Origin of the sequence: Paenibacillus sp. FSL L8-0435, from assembly GCF_037965655.1 — a bacterium.
Classification (GTDB): Bacteria; Bacillota; Bacilli; order Paenibacillales; family Paenibacillaceae; genus Paenibacillus.
Window position 1 is genome coordinate 2,484,268 of record NZ_CP150185.1, and the last position, 20,136, is coordinate 2,504,403.

Consider the following 20,136-nt stretch of genomic DNA (forward strand, 5'->3'; position numbering starts at 1 on the left):
AGGAGGTGAACAGTATGGAAATTGCAATCACGATCGCTCTCGTTGCAGCCGCGCTATTCATTGGGTTCGGAGTAGGATATTTTATTCGCAAATCTCTTGCAGAGGCTAAAATCTCTAGTGCGGAACAAGCTGCCGTACAAATCGTGGAGAACGCGAAGAAAGAGGCAGAAGCACTGAAGAAAGAAACGGTGCTGGAGGCGAAGGACGAAATCCATCGCATTCGCGCTGAAGCTGAAAAAGACACTCGTGAACGTCGGAATGAAATTCAACGACAAGAAAGACGATTGTTGCAAAAAGAAGAGTCGCTGGATAAAAAATTGGAATCACTCGAACGTAAAGAAGAGCAAGTGGCTAACAAAGAGAAACGAATTGATGAGACTCAGCAGCAGATCGAAATGATTTACAAAAACCAGGTGACAGAGTTGGAACGTATATCCAACCTCACCATGGAAGACGCACGCAGTATCATACTGTCCAACGTAGAACAGGAAGTTCGTCATGAGACGGCTCAAATGATCAAGGACATTGAACAACAAGCGAAGGAAGAAGCGGACAAAAAGTCCCGCGAGATTATTACACTCGCCATCCAACGTTGTGCGGCTGACCACGTAGCGGAAACAACGGTATCTGTTGTTACCCTGCCAAATGAAGAAATGAAAGGCCGGATTATCGGTCGTGAAGGACGTAACATCCGTGCGCTTGAAACCCTTACAGGGATTGACCTCATTATCGATGATACGCCAGAAGCTGTTATTCTGTCGGGCTTTGACCCGATTCGCCGTGAGATCGCCCGTACTGCCCTGGAGAAACTGGTGGCTGATGGACGTATTCACCCGGCACGGATTGAAGAGATGGTTGAGAAATCCCGCAAAGAAGTGGATGAGCGCATCCGTGAATACGGTGAGCAAGCTACCTTTGAAGTGGGCGTGCATGGTCTGCATCCGGATCTGATCAAAATTTTGGGCCGGTTGAAGTTCCGTACAAGTTACGGTCAGAACGTCTTGAAACATTCCATGGAAGTCGCTTATCTGGCTGGATTGATGGCTGGCGAACTCGGAGAAGACGTAACTCTGGCAAGACGTGCAGGTCTATTGCATGACATCGGTAAAGCGCTGGATCACGAAGTGGAAGGATCACACGTCGAAATTGGCGTGGAACTGGCGAAGAAATACAAAGAACATCCGGTTGTAATCAACAGTATCGCGTCCCATCACGGAGATTGCGAAGCGACTTCGGTCATTGCCATGTTGGTTGGCGCAGCAGATGCGCTCTCCGCAGCAAGACCAGGCGCACGCCGCGAAACGCTGGAAACGTATATCAAACGACTGGAGAAGCTGGAAGAAATCTCAGAGTCCTTCGAAGGTGTCGAGAAATCGTACGCCATTCAGGCCGGACGCGAAGTTCGCGTTATGGTACAGCCTGAGAAGATCGATGATGCTGAAGCCTTCCGCTTAGCCCGTGACATCACGAAGATGATTGAGAATGAACTCGACTATCCGGGTCACATCAAAGTCACCGTCATCCGGGAAACCCGTGCGGTTGAATACGCAAAATAGAGCATTACGGAAAAGTGGCCGCAGTAGTGGGCCACTTTTCCTGTTGATAGCCTGTTAAAAGGCAACTATACATCATGGAGCATGAGATAGAGTCCTGCAAAGGTTCCACATTTGAAGTAAGAGGACTTTGCAGGAATTGAGGAGGCAGTAATCAATGAAAGTTTTGTTTATTGGTGACATTGTAGGTAACGTGGGACGTAAGGCATTAAAGGAAAATTTACCTTACCTGAAATCGAAGTATAAGCCACATGTGGTGATTGTGAATGGTGAAAATGCGGCAGCAGGTCGTGGCATTACCGGTGCAATTGCAAATGAGTTTTTCAACTGGGGAGTACATGGTATTACACTTGGTAATCATACTTGGGACAATAAGGATATTTTTGATTTTATAGATGATGAGCCCCGCATGATTCGTCCAGCGAACTTTCCACCAGGAACACCAGGACGAGGGTACACGGTTGTCAAAGGCGAAGGGAAAGAGCTAGCGATTGTCAATCTTCAAGGAAGAACGTTCCTGCCTGCTCTGGATTGTCCATTCCGTGTAGCTGATGAAATTGTAGATGAGCTGCGCCAAGACCATAAATGTATTTTGGTCGATATGCATGCTGAAGCGACGTCAGAAAAGATTGCCATGGGATGGCATCTGGATGGACGTGCGTCTCTCGTTGTAGGTACACATACGCATGTACAAAGTAATGATGATCGGATTTTGCCTGGAGGAACAGCTTACTTGACGGATGCAGGCATGGTAGGGCCTCGTGACGGTATATTGGGTATGGAGCGTGAGGCCGTGCTGCGTAAGTTCTACACCCAGCTACCTGTACGTTTTGTTGTGGATGATGGCAAATGGCACTTCCATGGTGTTTTTGTTGAAATTGATGAAGCCACAGGTGCGGCAACACGCATTGAAAAAATTCGCCTGACGGAGGACGAGTGGCGCATGGAATAGGGGGATTGTCCCTTTTTGCAGGGAAACCCGTCTAAAAAGAAGGAATTTTTTTGCCTCCCGCGAATAACATCTAGTAAGTGGAAACAAACTTTCAACATTCCCAGGGAGGTACTTACCATGGATGTATTAAAAGTTTCAGCAAAGTCCAATCCTAATTCTGTAGCCGGCGCTCTTGCAGGGGTTCTTCGTGAACGTGGAAATGCTGAACTGCAGGCAATTGGAGCAGGAGCACTGAACCAAGCCATTAAAGCGGTAGCGATAGCCCGGGGATTTGTAGCACCAAGCGGAGTTGACCTGATTTGTATTCCAGCTTTTACAGACATTGTGATTGACGGCGAGGACCGAACGGCCATTAAGCTGATTGTGGAGCCCAGATAATACATGCAGTATGCATTGAACCTGTTTACGATGTAGACAGGTTTTTTTGCGTTTTTTTTGCAATAACATATGGAGGAGGGTTTAAGATGTCCATGTCTGATTGGCGTGTAGCTGATTTTCACTGTGATGCACTGAGCAAAATTTTGATGCAGCCTGCTCTTTCATTCCAAGATGCTCCACAACTGGATGTGAACTTGCAACGTTTGAAAGAGGGGAATGTAGGGTTGCAGGCGTTCGCCATCTATTTACCCGAAGTGCTGGGCAGAGGCAAGTTTGAACATGTGATGGGACAGTTGGAGATTTATCGTAGACGTGTAGAGGGAAGTCAGGAGCGGCCTGACGGCACACAGACGTTGTTATGGCGTGAACAGGTGGCTCAGGTGGGGCAAACAGAGGGTCCGTGGGGATTAATCACACTGGAGGGTGTGGATGGCCTGGAGGGCAACCTGTTCTATCTGGAGTTATGTTATCAGATGGGCGTTCGAATTATTGGACTAACGTGGAATTATGCCAATTGGGCGGCTGACGGAGTAATGGAGAAACGTGGAGCAGGTCTGACCGAGAAAGGGAAGCAGCTGGTGCACCAGTGTAATGAAATCGGAATGCTGCTCGACGTGTCACATCTGACAGAGAAAGGTTTCTGGGAACTGGCTGATTTGAGCAAACGTCCTTTTATCGCCTCCCATTCCAACAGTTATAGCGTGTGTCCCCATGTGCGTAATCTGAAAGATGATCAGATTCAGGCTATCATTGCCCGGGAAGGGCGGATCGGACTGACGTTTGTACCCTGGTTTGTAAAGCAGGAGGGGGAAGTACGTATAGAAGATCTGCTGCCTCATATTGAGCAATTCTGTTCTCTCGGCGGGCAGGATCATCTGATGATGGGGTCCGATTTTGATGGGATCTCAACATATATTCAGAGACTTGAACATTCAGGACATTATCCGAGACTGACGGAAATCCTGCTCAAACATTATGATGAACATCTGGTTCGTGGCTGGTTGTGGGGGAATGCAATGAGTTATCTGGGGGAACACTTGCCAGAGAGCAATCCGAAGATGCAGATGAAGGGCAATTCCATGAAATAGTGAACTGGTGTGTGTTAAATGTGTTGAATTGAAACTGGTTTTCCAAATAAAGGAGGGGAATGATGGCGAAATAAGTGTATTTCATGAATTTTCACCACTTCGTTTTCATTTCACTCCAAAAAGGGGTATAATACCATTGGATTGTTAAGAGCCTGAGTACAGGCCATAGATAAACAAGGAGTGAATTTACAATGAGTAAAACAGTACCTGTGGGCGTATCTGCCCGTCACATTCATGTATCCCAAGAGCACGTTGAAATTTTGTTTGGCAAAGGTTATGAACTGACTGAATTTAAACCTCTGTCCCAGCCTGGCCAATACGCTGCTAACGAAACTGTAGCGGTAATTGGTTCGAAAGGACAGTTTGATAAAGTGCGTATCCTTGGACCTGTTCGCCCTGAAACGCAACTGGAGATCTCCATGACAGATTCATTTGCGATTGGTGTTAAAGCACCTGTACGTGAATCTGGAAGCATTGAAGGTACACCAGGAATCACAATTAAAGGTCCTGCTGGCGAAGTAACAATTGAAAAAGGTGTTATCGTTGCTGCTCGTCACATTCACTTCCATACTTCTGATGCTGCTAAATGGGGTATCGAGGACAAACAAATGTTGAAAGTTCGCCTTGGCGGAGATCGCGGTCTTGTACTGGAAAATGTACTTGCTCGTGTATCCGATTCTTTTGCACTGGACATGCATATTGATACAGATGAAGCTAACGCTGCTGGCGCTCGTAATGGCGACACTGCTGAAATCATCGATTAATTACATGTAATAGCTTCAGCCGCCAATTGGGGCGGTCTGAATAACATATAAACCTGAGCACAGCCAACAGGGGCCGGTTAATTCCAGCCCTGATGGCAAGGCTCAGGTTTTTGTGTTTTCTGAGTGTTCTTCTGCGCATGGCATGTTTCGGATTAGACGAAGGGACATACGGTTTGGATGTGGAACTACAGCCCAATTCATGCTATAATTTGCTGTAATGCTCTTTTAATGTTCCACGCAAGAAATTCATGTGGAACAGGGATGAATGTACGATTTTTTATTAATAGAGGCTGTAAGGAGTGACCGAAGGAAATGGCTAAAGACTCAAAAAAGGATTACTCCCAATATTTTGATTTCTCGGATGCCAAAGTAATTTCGCAAGATGAATTCAGCAAAAAGATAAGAATCCGGGGCCGTGAGATTAACATCAAATCGGAACCCAATCATCGTCAGGAGAAACAGCGGGGCAAGGAAGACGTCCAGGTGCTTTACGAAAATGCCGTTCCCGATGAACTGAAAAACATAGGGAACGGCAAACATTATATTGTATATACGTATGGATGTCAGATGAACGAGCATGACTCGGAGACCATCAAAGGACTGCTTGAGTCTATGGGATATCAGGCTACAGAGAATCGCAAAGAAGCTGATGTTATTCTGCTCAATACGTGTGCCATACGGGAAAATGCGGAAGATAAAGTATTTGGTGAGCTTGGTCACTTGAAAACGCTAAAACTCGAACGTCCGGGATTGTTACTTGGCGTATGCGGTTGTATGTCCCAAGAAGAAGGCGTCGTCAACCGAATTATGCAGAAGCATGGATTTGTGGATATGATCTTTGGTACACATAATGTGCATCGACTGCCACATCTAATCCAGGAAGCGCTGTTCAGCAAAGAAATGGTTGTTGAGGTATGGTCCAAGGAAGGCGACATTATCGAGAACCTGCCGAAGAAACGTGAGGGTATGCGCGGCTGGGTGAACATTATGTATGGCTGCGACAAGTTCTGTACATATTGCATCGTTCCGTTCACACGGGGCAAAGAACGCAGCCGTCGTCCTGAAGATGTCATTGCCGAGGTTAGGGATTTGGCACGACAAGGCTTTAAGGAGATCACGTTGCTTGGTCAAAATGTGAATGCGTACGGCAAGGATTTCACCGACCTGAACTACAGCTTTGGTGACTTGATGGATGCCATTCGCCAGATTGATATTCCAAGAGTACGGTTTACAACCAGTCACCCACGTGACTTCGATGATCGCTTGATTGAAGTGCTGGCGAAGGGTGGAAACCTGGTGGAGCACATTCATCTTCCGGTGCAATCTGGCAGTTCGGAAGTACTCAAACGTATGAGCCGCAAGTATAGCCGGGAACACTATCTGAAGCTGGCTGACAAAATTAAAAAGGCCATCCCGGATGTTGTGTTGACAACGGATATTATTGTTGGTTTTCCGGGGGAAACGGAAGAACAGTTTGAAGATACACTTTCCCTTGTCCGTGAAGTAGGGTATGATTTTGCCTATACCTTTATTTATTCCCCACGGGAAGGTACACCGGCTGCGGTGATGGAAGACAACGTACCGATGGAAGTGAAGAAGGAACGTTTGAAGCGCTTGAACGAAACGATCAACGAATACAGCCACCGAAGCAATGAACAGCAACGCGGCAAAATCGTTGAAGTGCTCGTTGAAGGCGAGAGCAAGCGGAATTCCGAAGTTCTGGCAGGACGTACGCGCAGCAACAAGCTGGTGCATTTTGAAGGACCTAAAGAATTGATCGGTACTTTTGTACAAGTGGAAATCACCGATCCGATGACTTTTTATATTCGGGGCAACCTGCTCTCTGAGCCGGTAGCTGCCAATCAGTAATACACACACCAATAAGATGAATGATTTTTGCACTTGGCGGGGTTACGGTTGAGCGTAGCGAAGGTGACGGAATCGATTCTGTAGAAGCGAAGCGTTCGCCTTTGTCTCCAAATTTTAACCTTGAACATTTCAATCGAAAAAATTCGGAGACAACAGCGATCAAAAGAACGATCCGACACCGCAGCGGTCACTCAGCAGTCAGCTGAACTTAGAGCAACAGTGAGTATTCATCTTATATCATCTCATAGAATGGAGCGATTTCAGTGGCGCAGGAAGAAGTGCAGTACAACCATTATGGAATGCCAACCTACGATACGCGCAATCTGGTCATACGCGACGACATTATGGGAAAAGCCAAAGAATTGGCTGATATGCTCGGAACGAGTGAGGAAGTTAGACAGTTTCAACAGGCTGAAACCAAAATTCGGGATCATGAGCGCATCCAGCAGTTGATTGCAACGATCAAGAAAAAACAAAAAGAGATTGTTGCTTTTGAAAGCTTCAAAAATGTGGAGATGGTCAGCAAAATTGAACAGGAAATTGAAGATCTGCAAAGCGAACTGGACAGTATTCCATTGGTTACGGAATTCCAGCAGAGCCAGAGTGACATCAACTACTTGCTTCAACTAGTGATCTCCGTAATCCGGGATACGGTTTCTGAAAAAGTAAACGTGGAGGCTGGAACGGATTCACCTCCGACCAGTTGCGGTTAAATGACGGAAGGGTGCGGACGCTGTCCGCGCCTTTTTTGACATTACATAACCGTTAACGTGGAGTGGCTATCGCCAAGTACTCGGAATATAATTCCAAGCAAAGCTCCACGCTGTGGGGTTATTTTGTGTGGCGCAGCTGATTTTTAATGATAAAGGCACATGACATCAAGAGAGCTTGATACGTACAGTGAATAAAGGAGAAATGAATAATGAGTATTTTGGACAAAATGGTGGAAGACGGAGACGGACGATTCTGGGGATTTCTCGGCTGTCGTTATATTAAAGGAGACGGCAAAGAAGTACAGATCGCGTTGACAGCAGGTAAACATCATACCAACTCCATGGGGATTATACATGGGGGTGTATTAACTTCACTGATGGACCAGGCGATGGGTATGGTTGCAACAGCAGCAATGGAAGTGGACGGCTGTGTGACAACGAATCTGAACGTACATTTTCTCGCACCAATGAAACAAGGGGAATTAATGGTGACAGCTACGGTACTGCATCAAGCTGGACGCAGTGTTACGACTCATTCGGAGGTTCGTGATGAATCGGGTACGTTGGGATGCATGGCTACGGCGACATTCCGCATAGCACGCCCTAGAACGTAACGCACGAATCCTGCGGTTGACAAAAGATATTATTATGTCATAATGAAATTATCAAAATGAAAATAGTCGGTGGTGCCCATGAGCGAAAACTACGAACACTTCAATGCAGAGAGCGACGAACAAGCAGCACGTGCTTATAGTTCCAAAAAATATCGTACCCCCGATGGTGTTCCTGCGGATATCGTTATGTTCACCTTAACCAAGCGGGAGCGCAAGACGGTGACGAAGACACTTCCCATTCGGGAACTGAAAGTGATGCTGATCAAGCGCAAAGGCTGGCCTTTTGCAGGCAGATGGGCATTACCCGGTGGATTTTGTCAGGAGAATGAATCCATCTATGGTGCAGCTAAGCGTGAGCTGATGGAAGAGACAGGTGTAGACGGTGGACATCTGGAGTACTTGAATGTATACAGTCAGCCAGGTCGTGACCCGAGGGGCTGGATTATCTCTCACGCATTTTTCGCGCTTGTGGAAGAATGGATGCTGGATCAACGCCAAGCAGCAGATGATGCTGAGGATGTTGGATTGTTCACCATCCAGGAGGCGCTGCAAGAACTGGAACTGGCTTTTGATCACAGAACAATCATTGAAGATGCTTATCGACGTATTCAACAGCAGATGCTGGAAACGACGATTGCTCGTCAGTTTCTGCCACGTGATTTTACATTAAGTGAATTATATCAGGTTATTCAAAGTGTTGTGCCGGATTTTGAAGAACCAAACTTCATTCGCAAGATTACGTCTACCCGCAGCCGTAAAGGCATTGTGGAAGAAGTACGGGATGAAGAGGGGAACCTGGTGAGTTCCAACCAGTACTCGCAGCGTCCGGCGCAGCTATATCGTTTTACAGAACTCGTACCACGCCTTTCCATCTATACGTAATAAGGTGTAGATGTGTCAATCTGAATCAGGATCAACCATTTCTGGGCTAAGGGAGTGTTGACGATGAAAGCACTGATTGTCATTGATTTTACGAAGGATTTTGTGACAGGTTCTTTGCCAGTAGGTCAGCCGGCAATAGAGATCGAAGAGACGATTGCGGCTGTAACTGAAGCCTATTGTAAGAATAAACATGAAGTGATTATGGCTGTGGACCTGCACGAAGAGAATGATCCGTATCACCCGGAGACTGTACTTTTCCCACCTCATAACATCCGTAATACGGAGGGAAGACAGTTATATGGTCGTCTTGCCCAAGTGATGGAAGAACGGAAAACGGATATACAGTGGATGGATAAGACGAGATATAGTGCATTCTGTGGGACCGATCTGGAACTCAGACTGCGTGCACGTGGTATTACGGATATTGCACTGATTGGGGTATGCACGGATATTTGTATATTGCATACCGCAGTGGACGCTTACAATAAGGGTTTTCATATTACGGTATATGAAGATGCTGTTGCCAGCTTCAATCCGGCAGGGCATGAGTGGGCACTTGGACATTTTCGTTCCAGCCTTGGTGCTTCGGTGGTTAAGGCGAGCGAGACAGTCTTGGCCTAATCTACTCCATAGTCATGTTTGGTTGACCTCACGTTAGGAACCGGATGAATGTGGTGAATGGTGTATAGAGTTTTTTACGGGAGACTTGTTTGTTTAATACGGATGAACAGAATCATGAAGAATAAGTCTCCATATGTTAACCCGTGTCCACAGATGAATTCTGGGGGCACGAGCGGAAGTCAGAGAGGATGAGACAAATGCAGACAACTAGCCTGGCTTTACATACGGATAAATATCAGATCAATATGATGTACGCCCATTGGGTGAATGGTACTCACAAGCGGAAGGCGGTATTTGAAGCCTATTTCCGCAAACTTCCTTTTGGCAACGGATATGCAGTATTTGCCGGATTGGAACGTATTGTGAACTATATCAGCCAGCTTCGGTTCACGATGGACGACATCAAATTTTTATCCAAACAAGAGGAAAATTACGATCCGGTCTTTCTGGAAGAGTTGCTCCAGTTTTCATTTCAGGGAACGATTCATTCCATGAAGGAGGGTGCAATTGTTTTCCCTGACGAACCGCTCATTCGGGTAGAAGGCTCCATTATGGAGACTCAATTGGTGGAGACGGCGATACTTAACTTCATGAATTATCAGACGTTGATTGCAACCAAGGCTTCGCGGATCAAACAGGTAGCGCAGCAGGATATTTTGCTCGAATTCGGCACACGGCGTGCGCAGGAAGCGGATGCTGCCATCTGGGGCGCACGTGCCTCGTATGTGGCAGGCTTCCATGCAACGTCTAATATGCTGGCCGGAGAGCGCTTCGGGATCCCAACAGCAGGTACACATGCCCATTCCTGGGTACAGAGCTTTATGAGCGAACAGGAGGCGTTTGACGTGTATGCCAAAGTGTTGCCTGATCAGGTTACGCTGCTGGTTGATACCTTTGACACGTTGAACAGTGGAGTACCTCACGCCATCAAGACAGCCAAGAAGCTGGAGAGCCAAGGCAAAAAGATGAATGCCATTCGTCTCGACAGTGGTGACCTAGCGTACTTGTCGATTCAGGCACGTCAGATGCTGGATGAGGCTGGCCTGGATTATGTGAAAATTGTTGCATCCAATGATTTGGATGAAAATACGATTTTCAACCTGAAGGCTCAAGGAGCACGGATTGATACATGGGGTGTTGGTACACAGTTGATTACCGCTTCTGACCAGCCATCTTTGGGTGGAGTGTACAAACTGGTGGAGCGTGAAGTGGACGGTGCCATGTTGCCTACGATCAAAATATCTGCCAATCCTGAAAAGGTGTCCACTCCAGGTAAAAAGGAAGTGTTCCGGATCATTGATCCGAAACATGGCAAAGCGATTGCAGATTATATCTGCTATCCAGATGAAGAGCAGCCGCTACAGGGCGGACCGCTCAAGCTGTTCAACCCGCTACACCCTTACCTGAAAAAGACGGTTACCCGCTACGAAGCGGTAAATATGCTGGAGCCGATCTTTGTGAACGGACGCAAAGTGTATGAACTGCCTAATTTGGATGAGATTCGTGCGTATCATCGAGAGCAGATGGACCTTTTCTGGCCTGAATACCAGCGGAAGCTCAACCCGGAGATCTACCGTGTGAACATCAGCCCTGCGGCATGGAATATGAAGCAGAAGCTCATTGCGGAACATGTGAAATCCACAGAGGAATGATCTACTCATAAGAATTACAGAGAGGCATAACCAGTGAGGAATACTGGCTTATGCCTTTTTAATATGATCCCGATGAGATGGACCAGTGATGTAAGAAATCTCATGGACAGACTGCCGAGGTAACAGGCTATACTGGAAATAGTCATGCCCAATTCAAGAGGTTGTAGGGGGAAAGCAGTAATTATTTCTCGGGAAAGCGCAGGAGACGCCAAATTCTGCATCGCATTGTTTCAATCCCGTAGCTGTAGGGGATGAAAGTAAGAGGAGGTGCAGACATGAGATGGATATTAGGACTGGTCTGGATCGCTTTTATTGCCTATGCATTGTTGGTGGCACCGGGGCAGTCACCTGGAAGTGATCCGATATTCAAAGAACTGATCACAATGCAAAACAAAGAACCTTGGTTACTTACGGTGTTTTCGTGGTTAGGTATTTTCCCGGCGGTTTATGCCTGTATGCTGTTAAGAACATCTGTGAAAGAACGAGGTGGCCGTGTACCGGCTTGGCCTTTTGTTATACTTTCTTTCGGACTGGGTGCTTTTGCGCTGCTTCCCTATTATGCATGGTTATCACCCGCAAATAGAGCTTCGGGTTACGCAAGCTTAGATTTTGGTCGTCAGCGGGAGTCGGGAATTGGACGGGGAGCAGCCCACAAGCTGACGCATGTAGTGCTTCTGCTATTGACGCTGGGGACGGCACTTTATGCCGTGACGCAAGGCCATCCGGATGTATATATGGAAGCATTCAATCAATCTGCCTTTGTACATATCATGACGATTGATTTTGTACTGCTGACCTTACTTTCGATGATTGGGATATACAGGGATACTGAAGTGAGTCGACGTTCAGCAGCTTGGGCAGCGGCAGGGATCTTCCCTATTGTGGGTCCACTAATCTATCTGTTGACGCTCAGAAGAGACATAGCCTGATCATTAACATCTGAAGAATGCAGAAGTAAAAGGTAGCCCTTAAGCCTGAATGCGAACAATTCATGTGCTTAATGGAAAAATATAAAATCCAAAGAAGGAGTGGCTATCGATGAAAAATCATTTTAACGCATATGTAGTCCGCAAAGAAGACCAGGGGGGAGTAAAAGTAGCTATAGAGCAACTGAAGAAGGAAGATCTGCCAAATGGAGATGTAACGGTACAGGTGCAGTATTCCAGTGTCAATTATAAAGACGGGCTCGCTACCCTTGAGAAGGGTGGTGTCGTTCGTGAATACCCCATGGTACCGGGGATTGATCTGGCAGGAACGGTAGAGGAATCGGTAAGCGGACGTTTTGCACCGGGAGATCGGGTGATCAGTACAGGATTTGAACCTGGCGTATCCCATTACGGAGGGTACAGCGAGTATGCTCGTCTGCGCAGTGAATGGCTGGTGCCTCTGCCACCGGGTCTCAGTGAGAAAGAAGCCATGGCAATTGGAACCGCAGGATTTACGGCTGCACTTTCGGTTGAGGCGCTGTTACAGGCTGGAGTGACACCGGAGATGGGCAAGGTTCTGGTTACGGGTGCAACGGGTGGTGTTGGCAGTATGGCAGTTGCCATTCTGGCGAAACTGGGCTTCGAAGTAACAGCCAGTACAGGCAAGAAAGATCAGGAGGAGTCATTGCTCCGAAACTTGGGGGCCTCAGAGGTTATTACTCGTGAAGAAGCTGATGCTCCAGCTAAAGGAGCCATGGGGAAACAGCTATGGGCGGGAGTTGTTGATCCAACAGGAGGACCAGCTCTTGCGGAGCGATTGAAACAGATTCAATACGGAGGTGCGTTAGCGGTATCCGGCTTAACCGGAGGCACAGCTTTTGAGTCCACGGTACTTCCGTTTATTTTGCGTGGCATCCAGCTTATAGGTATAGACTCTGTATATTGTCCAATGGAACGTCGGGAACGATTGTGGAAACTGCTCGGTGGAGAATGGAAACCGGAGCGCGCACTGGAACTGGGAATCCGGGAGATTTCTCTAGACCAATTACCTCATACACTGGAGACGATACTCCAAGGTGGTGCAGTAGGTCGTACGGTGGTCAATACAATATCAGATCTGCCATCCGCATAAGATTCTAAGTCCTTAGACATGCTAATTCTACCTGATTGGGTCACAGTACACGTGGCTGGAAAGGAAGGATTGGCATGTGGTTTGGTAGAAAAGGGCGAGGTCTGGTTGGAAAAACAATGAAGTCGGTACTTGTAAGTGGCGTGTTGATCACAAGTATCTGGTCCCTGGTGGCTTGTTCGGCATCATCCATTGAACAGGAGCGGAAGGTCTATACCCGCGAAGCGACAGATGAAGGAAATATGCGGGCACAGAATCAAGGACACGGATTAAACGGTGAATTGGTGAGTGAGATCAGTAAGAGTTTTGAATCAAAAGGCATTCAGCTGATGAATAATATGTCTGCCGATGACGGCCATGGTGGGATCTCTTATATGTATTTGTTGAATGGAAGTGGCAGACACATCGTGAAAGTTCATATTTTCAGTGATAAGGCTGCACGAGCTGCCAGCATGAAACAAATGTATAGTGAGGATCGGGATGAGGCTGTCTTGGAGAATGCGCTTGGACGGACAACGATTCGCAGCAAAGGATATGTATCACTCGTTTATACAGCTTCTGGTGGAGAAAAGGATAAGTATGAACAGGATGTTATGCAGGTATTCCAACATGTGTTGGAGCAATTAAGGTAGGAGAAGATGGGAGCACAGAAAACTTTCAATCCTTACCGTACAGCTGAAAATAAACCCTAAAACCCGTCTGATCTTTCAGACGGGTTTATATATTTCACGCATCACATGCCGTAGCTCGGGCAAAATGAGTTTTTCCATGGCCAATTTGACAGCTCCTTTGGAACCTGGCATGGAGAATACAGCTGTGCGTCCAATCGTTCCAGCGACGGCTCTGCTCAGGATGGCAGCGGAACCGATATCTTCGGTGTAACTGAGAAAACGGAAGATCTCACCAAAGCCCGGGAGTTCCTTGTCCAGTAGTGAGGACACCGCTTCGTAGGTTGTATCTCGGGGTGCAATCCCTGTTCCGCCGCTAAGCAGCACGGCTTCAATATCATCACGAACGGCTGCATCTTGCAGGATGGTTCGAATGCTCTCCGTTTCATCTGGTGTAATGATGTATTCAACAATCTGATAACCGGCTTCATTCAGAAGCTGGTGCATGAGCTGGCCACTGGTGTCAGTGTCTTTAGTGCGTGTGTCCGACACCGTAACAATCATGCACGATACCGTGTCAGGGGCTTCCTGGCGATGTTGTTCCACTGAATTAGTCATGAAACTTCCTCCTTCAATCAACATGTCCTCATAGCATAGACCATCCGTTAGAATCAGGCAATGTACTGGAGAAGAGTTGAACGTTATTGCACAACGAATGCGGGATGGTGTACACTCGCTAGATATAGAAAGATCAGGTTACAAGAAGGACAATCAGAGAGGTGTATACGCATGAATGAAACGATTTTAAAAGAACAATCCATACCTGTATATATACTGTCAGGTTTTTTGGGGAGTGGCAAAACAACACTGCTTGTTCAGTTGATTGAACATTGGCAACAGCAGGGTTTGCGTCCCGCAGTGGTTATGAATGAGTTAGGCGAAGTCAATCTGGATGGTCAGATTGTGGATTCCACCGTTCCGATGACAGAGATGTTAGGTGGATGCATCTGTTGTACCGTACGTGGTGACTTGGGGTTGCAACTTGCTGATCTCGTTCAAGAGGAATCACCGGATGTGATCATTATAGAAGCCACCGGTGCCGCGAACCCAATGGAGATTTTGGATGCGGTAACGGAGACCTCACTCTACATGCGACTGGAACTGAAAAGTCTCATTACCGTTGTGGATGCAGCACATCTATCTGGTCTGTATCAGGAGCAGAAGGGGCAGACGTTCAAACTGATGCAGGAGCAGATTCGTTGTGCGTCTGTGCTTCTCTTGAACAAAACGGATCGGGTGAGTGCACAGGAACTGCAAGATCTGGAACAGCTTTTGGCAAAATGGAATGGCTTCGCACCTGTAATTCCTACAGTGAAATGTGAGGTGGAGATGGATCTGCTGCTTCGCAGCGGGGCAGACGTGCATGTACGTGATTCAGCTTCTGAAGCAGGCAAGCCGGCTCACCAAGAGCATCATGTGCATACAGAAGCCTGTGGTACACATGGATGCAGTCATGGTCATGAACATACAGATCATACAGTTCAAGGCGATGATACGAATACTGACGCATCCCATAGCCATGTCCATGCCCACAGTCACGAGCATTCCGCGCCTCATGCATCACACGAACATGTTATGGTATATACGCATTATTTCAGTCATCCGGTGAACAGCGAAGCATTTGAACAATTTGTATCTGCTTTGCCACGGGATGTGTATCGGGCAAAAGGCATTTTATCGTTTAGTGATACGGCGAGCCGTTTCTGGTTCCAGTATGCCTACCGCGAATCGGACTACATGAAGATCACACCTCAGGGAGATGTCCCTAATGTTGCAGTGTTTATAGGTGAACATTTTGACCAAACTGTCATTCGTGACCAATTACTGGAATTGGAAGCGATAAAGTAGGTTAGATGATTCAAAATTCCTCCGAACTGGGTATTAAGATGCATAGCAAACTTTGCCTGGGAGGTAACTTTAAATGACACAACAACAATATCAACAATGTATCGATGCTTGCCTGGAGTGCATGAATGCTTGCAACGTATGTTACATATCGAGTCTGAAAGAATATGATCTGGCGATGCTGCGTGATTGTATTCGTTTGAATCGGGAATGTGCGGAGATCTGCAGTTTTGCTGCACAAGCGATGACACGTGGAAGTGATTTCATTGCTGAAATATGCGAATTGTGTGTGAAAGCTTGTGAAGCTTGCGCCGCAGAGTGTGGCAAACACCACCATGATCACTGCCAAGCATGTGCAGAGGCTTGCCGCAGATGTGCAGAAGCTTGCCGGTTAATGGCAGCAGTGGCGTAAATATTATTTCACTGGAATATATAATTAAAACCGATAATGACGTTATCCCCTAAGTGAAGGCAGTGAACACAGGCATTTGAGACGATGTGCCTCTGTGTTGCCTTTCAATAGGGGATTTTTAATGCAGGTTGCCAAGTCTGATCGTGGTATGTATAATGATGGCAATGAATTGAAACGAAGAACATCAACGATCGGGAGAGTAGCCAGATCCATACATGACAGCGAGCCGGGAGAGGTGGAAGCCGGTATGACATGACCTGAGTGAACCGCACCCGTGAGATGGTTATCCGAAAAGATGAATTTATCCCGATTGGGGATAGGTCATATCTGTCTGAGGGTAATTCGGCTTGCGACCGTTATACGCATCGAGCGGAACAGGTTCTACAGGTATGCATGTTGATGTATATTAGGAGTAGCTGTTCACCTAGAGTGGTACCGCGGGAACTGTTAAGTCAGCTCTCGTCTCTTATTTAGAGACGAGAGCTTTTTTGTGTTTATTTTCAGCCAATCATGAATGGATAAGGAGTGTTTGACATGTTGATGAAGAAGGCTGCGGCCGATATTGCCCCTTTAACGGGATTGAATGAACAAGAGGTTCTGAGATTACTGGAAGTCCCACCACAGGCAGAGATGGGGGATGCAGCATTCCCTTGTTTTGCATTAGCGAAGTCATTAAAAAAAGCACCGGCAGTCATTGCGACCGAGCTCGCAACAAGTCTGCAGGCATCTGGAATTGAAGCGACTCCCGCTGGGCCGTATGTAAATATCCGATTCAATCGGGAGAAGCTTGCGCCGAATCTGCTGAAAGAACTGGGGGATGCCGCATTTGGTAAGCTTCAGATTGGCGAAGGCTCACGTGTTGTGATTGATATGTCTTCCCCTAACATCGCAAAACCCTTCGGAATTGGACATTTGCGTTCTACTGTAATCGGTGCAGCACTGTATCGGTTGTATAACGAAGCGGGTTATACCTCTGTAAGTGTGAATCATCTGGGAGACTGGGGAACCCAGTTTGGCAAGCAGATCGCAGCGTATAAACGGTGGGGCAATGATGAAGCGTTGCAGGCAGACCCGATCCGTACGTCTCTTGAGCTGTATGTGCGTTTCCACGATGAGGCGGAGAATGATCCTTCTCTGGAGATTGAGGCACGGGATTGGTTCCGCAAACTGGAGCAGGGAGATGATGAAGCACAGCGGTTATGGGCGTTCTTTGTGGAAGTTAGCATGAAGGAATTCAACCGGATGTATGAACGTCTGAATGTACAGTTCGACCATACGCTGGGAGAAAGCTTTTACAATGACAAGATGGGTGCAGTGGTTGAAGAACTGAAGGCAAAAGGTTTACTTGAAGAGAGTGATGGAGCACTCGTGGTACGTCTGGAGGATGAGAACATGCCCCCGTGCCTGATTATCAAAAAAGATGGAACAACAATCTATCCTACACGGGATTTAGCTACGGCGGTTTATCGTCATGAGGTGATGAAGGCAGATCGGTTGTTATACGTGGTCGGAGGTGAGCAGAAGTTACATTTCCGACAGGTATTTGCGGTCCTATCCCGGATGGGTCATGAATGGTCTGCGAAGTGTGAACATATTTCGTTTGGATTAATGCGTTTTGAGGGACGGAAAATGTCTACCCGCCGGGGTAAAGTCGTATTTTTGCAGGAAGTATTGGATGAGGCAGTCGCTCGTGCTTTGCAGATTATCCAGGAGAAAAACCCGAATCTGGAGGACCCTCAGAAGGTGGCTGAGGCGGTTGGTGTAGGTGCCATTGTCTTCGGTGATCTGCGTAATAGTCGGTTAAACGATGTGGACTTCTCCTTGGAGGATGCGGTGAGTTTTGAAGGAGAGACCGGACCTTATGTGCAGTATACCCATGCCCGGATTCAAAGTGTGCTTGCCAAGGCAGAAGAGGCGATCCGCGTGGAAAATGAAAACCCTCTGTCTAACCCCAGTCTTGCGGATGGTGAGATTGACACAGTGACCACTCCATCCTGTATCGGAGATACCTCATGGGCATTGCTGAAACTGCTTGGTGAATATCCCGAGTATCTGGAAAAAGCAATTCATCGGAATGAGCCTTCGGTCATTGCCAAATATACAATAGATGTCGCTCAAGCGTTCAACCGCTTCTATCACGCCGAACGGATTGCAGATGCGTCATCTGATGTAAGATCCTTCAGGGTGGCATTGGCCAAACGGACTGCCGAACGCCTCGCGTACAGTTTACATTTGCTAGGTGTGCAAGCTCCAGAGCGGATGTGATCCCAGGTGATATGGAGTACACGTGGACTTTTCAAGAAAGCCAATCAAGATGTACCAGACTCATTAGGTCGAGGTATGTTGCTTCAACGAGTGAGCAAGCGATTAGGTAATGCTCAAGTACTTGATGAAATTAACCTGGAAGTGAAGCAGGGAGAATGTGCTGTACTTGTTGGCAGAAACGGTTCTGGCAAAAGTACGTTGCTACGTATGTTGGCAGGTATTTTGTTACCCGATACAGGATCGATACAGCGCACAATGAAGGGTTCTGATGGGTATGCAGTAGATGGCTTGCCACGTTTACCCTTTACTTCTGGAGAGTACTTGTGGGACATGGGACGGATTCGGGGCATTCGCCCCGAAATACTGCGTGAGCGGATTAGAGAACTTAGTGAACTTTTATATCTGGATACCGCGATCGATCAGAAGTTACCCCTATTATCCAAGGGCACATTGCAAAAAGTGAATTTGATTCAGGCCCTGTTACCTGGACCGGGTGGACTTTTGCTGCTGGATGAACCTTTATCAGGCTTGGATATTCCAGCTCAAGAGGGCATTGTATCCTTATTGGGGCAATGGAAGGATGAAGGGACATCCATCGTTACAGCTTGTCATGAACCGTTGCTTATTGAACGTTTGGCAGACCAGGTAATTGTGTTGAAAAAAGGCAGCGTGCTCCGCTACTGGAGTCGTGAAGATATACTTCAAGCTGGCGAACCCGTTGTACGTATTCAAAGTCTGATGGAAGCTGGAGAGGATCTGGCTGACGATCCATCCATTTTACAACAACGGGGAGTCCTGTCTTTAGTCCGTAATACGAGCTTGGAGAAATCCAATGCTTGGTTGTGGGATTGGAAAGTAGTTCAACAATCAACAGATGATGTCCTCAGAATGATTCTGGCATCCGGAGGTTCGGTTGTGTCTGTACAACAGGAAGAAAGTCAATTACATATGGAAAGTCTGCTGGAAGGACAACATCCAGCTGTACATGCGAGTCGTGGAAGTGTCACAGGATCTGTGGACTTTAGCTCTTCCATGGATGATGCGGGGGGAGAAGCCGAATGATCTATCTGACCCGATATTTGTTAAGGCATCACATTCGCTCACAGAAATATTTTGCACCGGTTATCTTTTATATCATCGCCATGCTGCTGATCTATTCCTACAAACCCAACCCTATTGCGGACAGTTACAGTGTCACGGCTATGCTGTTATTTCTGGCAGCTGCTTGGCTCGGAGTAATGGTGATGAATACCGAACCTGCTAAGCAGTATCAATTACTCGTCCTTCATACAGGAAGCAGGCGTAAGGTTGTAATAAGTCAACTCATCTGTGCCTGGATAATGCAATTCATGCTCACCGTAATCACTGTGCTGTATCCCGTGTTCGCGGGAATGTTCGAGAGACAACCTACAGGTGAGGAGTGGATGATGACTTGGTTAGGACATCTGGGATTATCACTGCTGGGATTAGGCATCAGTGTATTTTTTCAAAAATCGTACATTCCCTTGCTTAGTCGCAGTATGCCTGCTCTCATTATTGTATTATTACTATCGTTTATCCAAGGTTCCTTAAGTGAACGTTTGCCTGAATCGTTAGAATGGCTTGGCCGCATTCTTCCACCAGCCTTTTATCTGGTTCGTGAGATGATGTTATTTGATGAATCAAAGATGGACTCTTTTGTCTCGGTTATGCTGTGGACTGTGCTCTATGCATTAGGGTTACTAATCATCCATGTGTGGCTGTCCGGAAGAAGAGATCTGCGGAGTTAGGAGACGCGCTTCCCGATAACTTGAATGTTGCTCTTG

At 47.0% G+C, this 20,136-nt stretch carries 22 protein-coding genes; 21 read left to right on the forward strand and 1 reads right to left on the reverse strand.

The features are described from left to right. The first annotated feature begins 14 nt into the window (after positions 1-14). The 15 genes from rny to NST33_RS11410 all read left to right on the forward strand — a co-directional run bounded on the left by rny (position 15) and on the right by NST33_RS11410 (position 13,773). On the forward strand, positions 15-1,556 hold the full coding sequence (gene rny, locus NST33_RS11340; protein ID WP_036670418.1) for a ribonuclease Y: 1,542 nt from the start codon (positions 15-17) through the stop codon (positions 1,554-1,556). A gap of 154 nt (positions 1,557-1,710) precedes the next feature. After that, the gene (locus NST33_RS11345) at positions 1,711-2,505 is read left to right on the forward strand and encodes a TIGR00282 family metallophosphoesterase (RefSeq protein WP_036609256.1); all 795 of its coding nucleotides are present in this window, start codon (positions 1,711-1,713) and stop codon (positions 2,503-2,505) included. Between the two features lie 117 nt (positions 2,506-2,622). Then, entirely contained in the window at positions 2,623-2,883 is a 261-nt protein-coding gene (locus NST33_RS11350) for a stage V sporulation protein S (RefSeq protein WP_007430104.1), read from the forward strand. Between the two features lie 86 nt (positions 2,884-2,969). After that, on the forward strand, positions 2,970-3,971 hold the full coding sequence (locus NST33_RS11355; RefSeq protein WP_260632957.1) for a dipeptidase: 1,002 nt from the start codon (positions 2,970-2,972) through the stop codon (positions 3,969-3,971). A gap of 191 nt (positions 3,972-4,162) precedes the next feature. Next, positions 4,163-4,735, forward strand: a complete 573-nt coding sequence (locus NST33_RS11360; protein ID WP_221824132.1) for a phosphate propanoyltransferase — start codon at positions 4,163-4,165, stop codon at positions 4,733-4,735. A 312-nt stretch (positions 4,736-5,047) separates the two neighbouring features. Further along, positions 5,048-6,604, forward strand: coding sequence for a tRNA (N6-isopentenyl adenosine(37)-C2)-methylthiotransferase MiaB (miaB, locus tag NST33_RS11365; protein WP_221824130.1), 1,557 nt, complete (start codon positions 5,048-5,050; stop codon positions 6,602-6,604). Positions 6,605-6,624: 20 nt separating this feature from the next. Next, a complete protein-coding gene (locus NST33_RS11370; protein WP_221824127.1) occupies positions 6,625-6,810 on the forward strand; it encodes a hypothetical protein in 186 nt (61 codons plus the stop codon). A gap of 57 nt (positions 6,811-6,867) precedes the next feature. Further along, positions 6,868-7,317 carry a YlbF family regulator gene (locus tag NST33_RS11375; RefSeq protein ID WP_036609251.1) on the forward strand — a complete coding sequence of 150 codons (450 nt, stop codon included), beginning with the start codon at positions 6,868-6,870 and terminating at the stop codon, positions 7,315-7,317. Between the two features lie 209 nt (positions 7,318-7,526). Next, on the forward strand, positions 7,527-7,931 hold the full coding sequence (locus NST33_RS11380) for a PaaI family thioesterase (protein WP_221824125.1): 405 nt from the start codon (positions 7,527-7,529) through the stop codon (positions 7,929-7,931). 78 nt (positions 7,932-8,009) lie between these two features. Beyond that, on the forward strand, positions 8,010-8,813 hold the full coding sequence (locus NST33_RS11385) for an NUDIX domain-containing protein (RefSeq protein WP_062833857.1): 804 nt from the start codon (positions 8,010-8,012) through the stop codon (positions 8,811-8,813). Between the two features lie 63 nt (positions 8,814-8,876). Continuing rightward, positions 8,877-9,434 carry an isochorismatase family cysteine hydrolase gene (locus tag NST33_RS11390; RefSeq protein ID WP_221824123.1) on the forward strand — a complete coding sequence of 186 codons (558 nt, stop codon included), beginning with the start codon at positions 8,877-8,879 and terminating at the stop codon, positions 9,432-9,434. A gap of 197 nt (positions 9,435-9,631) precedes the next feature. Then, entirely contained in the window at positions 9,632-11,086 is a 1,455-nt protein-coding gene (locus tag NST33_RS11395; protein WP_221824121.1) for a nicotinate phosphoribosyltransferase, read from the forward strand. A 275-nt stretch (positions 11,087-11,361) separates the two neighbouring features. Then, complete coding sequence (locus tag NST33_RS11400; RefSeq protein WP_221824119.1) at positions 11,362-12,015, forward strand: hypothetical protein; 654 nt, start codon at positions 11,362-11,364, stop codon at positions 12,013-12,015. Between the two features lie 109 nt (positions 12,016-12,124). Further along, positions 12,125-13,144 (forward strand): oxidoreductase, encoded by a 1,020-nt coding sequence (locus NST33_RS11405; RefSeq protein WP_221824117.1) that lies wholly within the window; start codon positions 12,125-12,127, stop codon positions 13,142-13,144. A gap of 74 nt (positions 13,145-13,218) precedes the next feature. Continuing rightward, positions 13,219-13,773 carry a hypothetical protein gene (locus NST33_RS11410; RefSeq protein ID WP_221824116.1) on the forward strand — a complete coding sequence of 185 codons (555 nt, stop codon included), beginning with the start codon at positions 13,219-13,221 and terminating at the stop codon, positions 13,771-13,773. 75 nt (positions 13,774-13,848) lie between these two features. Here NST33_RS11410 and NST33_RS11415 read toward each other — a convergent pair whose 3' ends face one another. Continuing rightward, positions 13,849-14,367: a MogA/MoaB family molybdenum cofactor biosynthesis protein gene (locus NST33_RS11415; RefSeq protein ID WP_221824113.1), complete on the reverse strand. Its 519-nt coding sequence runs from the start codon at positions 14,365-14,367 to the stop codon at positions 13,849-13,851. 171 nt (positions 14,368-14,538) lie between these two features. Here NST33_RS11415 and NST33_RS11420 point away from each other — a divergent pair, with 171 nt between their 5' ends. From NST33_RS11420 to NST33_RS11445, 6 genes are all read left to right on the forward strand, one after another. After that, the gene (locus NST33_RS11420) at positions 14,539-15,657 is read left to right on the forward strand and encodes a GTP-binding protein (protein WP_221824111.1); all 1,119 of its coding nucleotides are present in this window, start codon (positions 14,539-14,541) and stop codon (positions 15,655-15,657) included. Between the two features lie 73 nt (positions 15,658-15,730). Next, the gene (locus NST33_RS11425; protein WP_036609230.1) at positions 15,731-16,066 is read left to right on the forward strand and encodes a four-helix bundle copper-binding protein; all 336 of its coding nucleotides are present in this window, start codon (positions 15,731-15,733) and stop codon (positions 16,064-16,066) included. A 121-nt stretch (positions 16,067-16,187) separates the two neighbouring features. Further along, positions 16,188-16,322 carry a hypothetical protein gene (locus NST33_RS11430; protein ID WP_260632956.1) on the forward strand — a complete coding sequence of 45 codons (135 nt, stop codon included), beginning with the start codon at positions 16,188-16,190 and terminating at the stop codon, positions 16,320-16,322. A 278-nt stretch (positions 16,323-16,600) separates the two neighbouring features. Next, complete coding sequence (gene argS / locus NST33_RS11435; RefSeq protein WP_339307918.1) at positions 16,601-18,331, forward strand: arginine--tRNA ligase; 1,731 nt, start codon at positions 16,601-16,603, stop codon at positions 18,329-18,331. A gap of 90 nt (positions 18,332-18,421) precedes the next feature. Beyond that, positions 18,422-19,393, forward strand: coding sequence for an ATP-binding cassette domain-containing protein (locus NST33_RS11440; protein WP_339307920.1), 972 nt, complete (start codon positions 18,422-18,424; stop codon positions 19,391-19,393). Then, entirely contained in the window at positions 19,390-20,100 is a 711-nt protein-coding gene (locus tag NST33_RS11445; RefSeq protein WP_221824105.1) for a hypothetical protein, read from the forward strand. The genes NST33_RS11440 and NST33_RS11445 overlap by 4 nt, the downstream gene beginning before the upstream one ends. Positions 20,101-20,136 lie beyond the last annotated feature (36 nt).

Excerpts from the sequence above, each read along its gene's own strand:
- rny (WP_036670418.1), top strand. The coding sequence starts at position 15 with ATGGAAATTGCAATCACGATCGCTCTCGTTGCAGCCGCGCTATTCATT.
- NST33_RS11345 (WP_036609256.1), top strand. The coding sequence starts at position 1,711 with ATGAAAGTTTTGTTTATTGGTGACATTGTAGGTAACGTGGGACGTAAG.
- NST33_RS11350 (WP_007430104.1), top strand. The coding sequence starts at position 2,623 with ATGGATGTATTAAAAGTTTCAGCAAAGTCCAATCCTAATTCTGTAGCC.
- NST33_RS11355 (WP_260632957.1), top strand. The coding sequence starts at position 2,970 with ATGTCCATGTCTGATTGGCGTGTAGCTGATTTTCACTGTGATGCACTG.
- NST33_RS11360 (WP_221824132.1), top strand. The coding sequence starts at position 4,163 with ATGAGTAAAACAGTACCTGTGGGCGTATCTGCCCGTCACATTCATGTA.
- miaB (WP_221824130.1), top strand. The coding sequence starts at position 5,048 with ATGGCTAAAGACTCAAAAAAGGATTACTCCCAATATTTTGATTTCTCG.
- NST33_RS11370 (WP_221824127.1), top strand. The coding sequence starts at position 6,625 with ATGATTTTTGCACTTGGCGGGGTTACGGTTGAGCGTAGCGAAGGTGAC.
- NST33_RS11380 (WP_221824125.1), top strand. The coding sequence starts at position 7,527 with ATGAGTATTTTGGACAAAATGGTGGAAGACGGAGACGGACGATTCTGG.
- NST33_RS11385 (WP_062833857.1), top strand. The coding sequence starts at position 8,010 with ATGAGCGAAAACTACGAACACTTCAATGCAGAGAGCGACGAACAAGCA.
- NST33_RS11390 (WP_221824123.1), top strand. The coding sequence starts at position 8,877 with ATGAAAGCACTGATTGTCATTGATTTTACGAAGGATTTTGTGACAGGT.
- NST33_RS11395 (WP_221824121.1), top strand. The coding sequence starts at position 9,632 with ATGCAGACAACTAGCCTGGCTTTACATACGGATAAATATCAGATCAAT.
- NST33_RS11400 (WP_221824119.1), top strand. The coding sequence starts at position 11,362 with ATGAGATGGATATTAGGACTGGTCTGGATCGCTTTTATTGCCTATGCA.
- NST33_RS11405 (WP_221824117.1), top strand. The coding sequence starts at position 12,125 with ATGAAAAATCATTTTAACGCATATGTAGTCCGCAAAGAAGACCAGGGG.
- NST33_RS11410 (WP_221824116.1), top strand. The coding sequence starts at position 13,219 with ATGTGGTTTGGTAGAAAAGGGCGAGGTCTGGTTGGAAAAACAATGAAG.
- NST33_RS11415 (WP_221824113.1), bottom strand. The coding sequence starts at position 14,367 with ATGACTAATTCAGTGGAACAACATCGCCAGGAAGCCCCTGACACGGTA.
- NST33_RS11420 (WP_221824111.1), top strand. The coding sequence starts at position 14,539 with ATGAATGAAACGATTTTAAAAGAACAATCCATACCTGTATATATACTG.
- NST33_RS11425 (WP_036609230.1), top strand. The coding sequence starts at position 15,731 with ATGACACAACAACAATATCAACAATGTATCGATGCTTGCCTGGAGTGC.
- NST33_RS11430 (WP_260632956.1), top strand. The coding sequence starts at position 16,188 with ATGCAGGTTGCCAAGTCTGATCGTGGTATGTATAATGATGGCAATGAA.
- argS (WP_339307918.1), top strand. The coding sequence starts at position 16,601 with ATGTTGATGAAGAAGGCTGCGGCCGATATTGCCCCTTTAACGGGATTG.
- NST33_RS11445 (WP_221824105.1), top strand. The coding sequence starts at position 19,390 with ATGATCTATCTGACCCGATATTTGTTAAGGCATCACATTCGCTCACAG.